Genomic DNA, 4,381 nt, shown 5'->3' on the forward strand with positions numbered 1-4,381 from the left:
CGCTGACAATAATATGCTGATCGTTAAGCCCATGCTTGAAGCCGGCGCGGATGTGAATTTTATCGCGCAATCCGGAGAAACGGCATTGAGTATTGCGCGAGAGAACCAGTTTCATGAGCTGGATTTAATGCTGGTGCAGGCTGGTGCGCGATTGTGACCGAGTGCGGCATTGAGTAAACTTTGGCCTGCAACATTATAACAACGATCATTACTGTTTATTCCGACCAGCAGTGCTGTCACAACGTCAGATTGATACAACTTATTGGGATTACTCATGCCTAAAGACATGCCGAGTGAAAAGAAAATACCCGTTGGCCCCTTGCCGCCACCAAAAGAGGATTACACCCAGTACGAAGAGACAAAAGTACTTTGGGGGCGCTTAGCATTGATGTTTGGTGGTGTCTTTGCACTCGCATTTGCAGGTTTGCACACGCTGTTTAGTCCGGCCTCGGACGAGCGTGTTGTGAGTGTTATTGAGCAGCGCCGTATCGCCGAACAAGAACTTGTGCGTTCGATACAAGCACCTCAAACCAATGCGGTTGTCGCTTCCGTTGAGGAGGTCGCGGGTTTTGATAGTGCTCCAGAGAAACAACGCGTCGCAGTGGTTGCTGGTCAGCAGGATGACATCTCAGAAGCATCATCAGCGCCAGTAACGCAAGGCGCAGAAGTAACCAAGAGCGCTCCATCGGAAGCGCCTCGTGCAGCCTCGTTAAGTAACAATGACTCCATGACACCTGTTTCTTCAGTGACAACCTTGCACCCCGGGATTCGTGCCGCTACGTTGGCAAGCAATGTAGATGCAAAGCGTCAGCCAGACAATATTTTAGGTTATGAAGTGCCCATGAATGGCGAAGACTTGATCAAGGTTGTGTTGCACACGCAGCTGCAGGATATCGAAGGTGTTACGCTCTATCACGAGTGGCATCGAGGCGATAAGCGCTATGCGCGTGTCCGAATTCCGGTGACATCGAAAGATCAGGGAAGTTACTCGAGTAAGTTTATTGACCAACACATGACCGGAGAGTGGTCAGTGCAAGTGCGAGATGAACAAGGCGAGCTTTATGCCATGGCGAATTTTAAAGTTGTTCGCTAACTGTGTTATTTGGCTTAAAAAAGTTGATCGGTGGGTTGTTGATGCCAATACCGATCGTGCTGTTTCTGCTTGTTCTCAGTGCAGGGCTTTTTTATAGAAAATCGAAACGGCTTGCGGCGAGCTGTCTGTGTTTTGCGTTGATCGCGCTTTACCTTCTTTCTGTTCAACCTATTGCGAATGCCATTGCCCAGCCTTTGGAATTCAAATATCCAAAATATGCGCAGCAGCCTGTGTCGTATGTGGTAGTGCTCGGTTCTGGCCATCATACTGATCCGCGGATTCCAACGTTAAGCCAAATGAACCGAACGGGGCTTTCGCGCTTGGTGGCGGGTATTCAAGTATATCGTCAGAACCCAGGTGCTAAGTTGTTGCTGTCAGGGTATGGCGGCTACGATTCGAGAAGTCATGCTGAGGTTGCGGCAGAGGTCGCTCAGCTACTTGGGGTTGATTCTCAAGACATATTACTTGCGTCAGAAGCCCGAGATACGCGAGAAGAAGCGCTAGCATGGGAAGCACTCCTGAAAACAAAGTCTTTCGCTTTAGTGACATCGGCGCTGCATATGACTCGGGCCATAGCGATATTCTCGCAACAGGGTCTTAAACCCATTGCTGCTCCAGCGAACTATGAAACCGCCGGACAGCGTCCGACGTACTGGAGAGACTGGTTGCCAAGGGCGCGTCATCTGCAGTTGACCGAAGCCGCGTGGCATGAGTATTTGGGGATGGCTTGGGCCAGACTGAAGCAATTTGGCAAAGAGGATGGATAATGGCCTACAAAGGCTTTGAAGATTTTTCGCACAAACAAGCAGACAAACTGGGCGTATTGCTAGTCAATCTTGGTACGCCTGAGGCGCCTACCGCAAAAGCTTTGAGAACGTACCTGGCTGAGTTTTTATCTGATCCGCGAGTGGTAGAAATCCCCCGATTGCTATGGATGATCATTCTGCATGGAATCATTCTGCGGATCAGGCCGAAGAAATCTGCGGCAGCCTATGCTGAGGTTTGGACGGAGCAAGGCTCTCCGTTAATGTTGCATGCGCTGGATCAGACCCACGCTATTCGAGAACGGATGCGCGCTGAATACGGGGCGCATATTCAGGTCGAGCTAGCGATGCGCTATGGGGAGCCAAGTGTGAGCAATGTCGTCGATGATATGCTCAGCGAGGGTTGTCGGAAAATGATCGTTTTGCCGCTGTATCCGCAATATTCGGGGAGCACAACGGGCTCTGTGTTTGACGCGCTAGCAGCAGATTTTACCCAGCGCCGATGGTTGCCACATTTTCGTTATATTGGCAGTTATCACACGCATCCTGGTTACATCGAGGCGCTTGCTCAGAGCGTTGAACAGCATTGGCAAGTGCATGGACGAGCCGATAAATTGGTTCTTTCCTATCATGGTGTACCGCAGCAATTCTTGTTGAAGGGCGATCCTTATCACTGCCAGTGCCATGTTACGACACGCTTGTTAGTGACACGCCTTGGCCTTAACGAAGACGAGTATATGACGTGTTTTCAATCTCGTTTCGGAAAGGCTCAGTGGCTGCATCCTTATCTTGATCAAACGATGAAGGCCTTGCCTGACCAGGGCGTGAAATCAGTTCAGGTTATTTGTCCGGGCTTTTCCGCAGACTGTTTGGAAACGCTCGAAGAGATTGCAGGAGAAAATAAAGAGTACTTTATGGAGTCTGGTGGTGAGCGCTTTGAATATATACCAGCGCTGAATGACCGGCCTGAACATATTGAAGCGTTAATGACGATACTTCGAGAAGAGGCGGGTAGCTGGTTGAATGATGGCGAATGCTCTATCGACAATAGTGCGAGGCAACTCCGATACGATAAGCACCCCCATAATAAAGCGGAAAAATAGGACGAGAGATAATGCTGAATCGAGTAATAACGGTGATGTTGGGTTGTGCGATGTTGGCAGGGGCGAACGTCGCCTTGGCGCAGCCAAAGTTAGAGAATGCATGGATAAGATTAATGCCGCCGAATGCAGGGATGACCGCTGCATATGCTCACATTACGAGTGATGCGAAAGATCGACTGATGTCAGTTAAAACTGAGATCGCGACCAAGGCTGAAATCCATGAGACCACGATGGAAAACGGTATGATGAGCATGCGCCCTATTGAGAGCATCGCATTTTCGGCAGGTGAAACGGTTGAACTTAAGCCGCAAGGTAAGCACATCATGTTGATTGGTCTAACTCGCGCATTGCAAGAGGGTGAAGAGGTGCCAGTGCTACTTGAGTTTGCCGAGAGCGGCGTCCAAAGCCATCTGTTTACAGTCCATAAGCCTTAAGTATTAAAAGGACTGCCGTGTTATGTCCGCATCGCTAATTTGTCGCAGCGCCACCTTAGAGGATGCGCATGCGATCAGTGAGATCTACAACTATTACGTCGACCACACGATCATCACGTTTGAAGAGGAAAGCGTCAGCAGCAAAGACATTGCGCAACGCCTTGAACAGGTATTTGCGAACAGTCTTCCTTGGCTCGTTGCTGAGATCGATGGTCGAGTGATTGGCTATGCTTATGCGGCTCCGTGGCGCGAGCGCTCTGCATATCGCCACTCGGTTGAGGTGAGCGTATATCTTGAGCAGAAAATTGCTCTGCGTGGGGTTGGTTCGCTGTTATATTCAGCGCTTTTTGAAGCTCTGGAGGCGTCGGACGTTCATGTTGCTCTCGCGGGTATTGCTCTGCCCAACGATCGTAGTATCGCTTTACATGAAAAGTTCGAGATGAAGAAAGTGGCACACTTGAGCCAAGTCGGCCGTAAGTTTGATCAATGGATTGATGTTGGTTACTGGCAGCGTATTCTCTAATTAAACACGGCTTGCGTTGAATGTCCTACTTTCTTGAAAGAGCCTCGAATGAGGCTCTTTGTCTGTCGAGAGGCCTATTTCTAGAAACGCTATTCGCGATCTTTCGATGTACATTCCGCTAACGCAGGGTCAATTTTGCAGCGTACCTTGCGGAATAGGGTAAGCGCTTTTCCGTCATAGACACCTTTGTCGCGCAATGCGATGCGGCTTTCACGGAATAACTCGTTCCAGTTATCTTTGGTCTTATCATTGATGTCTATCCAATATTTTTCTGGAATGGTTAACTCGCTATCCACAATTTTGCGAATCTGATCCTTGTATTTGCTGGCCATGAGTTCACGCGAGTTTTGTGCAAAGCCTTCAGGTACCTTTTCCCAGCGAACGATAAGTTGCATCGTGATCTGTAAGCTAGGCCACTTAATAATGCCGCCGGATGGCTCTAATCCTTTGTACATTTCCATAGG

The 4,381-nt window shown here is 49.3% G+C and carries 6 protein-coding genes; 5 read left to right on the top strand and 1 reads right to left on the bottom strand.

Annotated features, from left to right (window positions below):
• Positions 1-274 precede the first annotated feature (274 nt).
• Genes A3751_RS11485 through A3751_RS11505 form a run of 5 tightly spaced genes read left to right on the top strand, consistent with a single transcriptional unit; the run spans position 275 to position 3,917 of the window.
• Positions 275-1,093: a DUF2914 domain-containing protein gene (locus tag A3751_RS11485; protein WP_068455993.1), complete on the top strand. Its 819-nt coding sequence runs from the start codon at positions 275-277 to the stop codon at positions 1,091-1,093.
• A 2-nt stretch (positions 1,094-1,095) separates the two neighbouring features.
• Positions 1,096-1,860: an envelope biogenesis factor ElyC gene (gene elyC / locus A3751_RS11490; protein WP_082863203.1), complete on the top strand. Its 765-nt coding sequence runs from the start codon at positions 1,096-1,098 to the stop codon at positions 1,858-1,860.
• Positions 1,860-2,960 carry a ferrochelatase gene (hemH, locus tag A3751_RS11495; RefSeq protein WP_068455996.1) on the top strand — a complete coding sequence of 367 codons (1,101 nt, stop codon included), beginning with the start codon at positions 1,860-1,862 and terminating at the stop codon, positions 2,958-2,960. Before elyC ends, hemH begins: the two co-directional genes overlap by 1 nt.
• 11 nt (positions 2,961-2,971) lie before the next feature.
• Positions 2,972-3,394 (top strand): copper chaperone PCu(A)C, encoded by a 423-nt coding sequence (locus tag A3751_RS11500; RefSeq protein ID WP_082863204.1) that lies wholly within the window; start codon positions 2,972-2,974, stop codon positions 3,392-3,394.
• Between the two features lie 22 nt (positions 3,395-3,416).
• Positions 3,417-3,917, top strand: coding sequence for an arsinothricin resistance N-acetyltransferase ArsN1 family B (locus A3751_RS11505; RefSeq protein WP_068455999.1), 501 nt, complete (start codon positions 3,417-3,419; stop codon positions 3,915-3,917).
• A gap of 89 nt (positions 3,918-4,006) precedes the next feature.
• Here the strand turns inward: A3751_RS11505 and A3751_RS22820 are convergent.
• Positions 4,007-4,381: putative solute-binding protein (locus tag A3751_RS22820; RefSeq protein WP_231876881.1), on the bottom strand; the 375-nt coding region annotated here is incomplete at its 5' end.

Source organism: Oleiphilus sp. HI0080 (genome assembly GCF_001635135.1).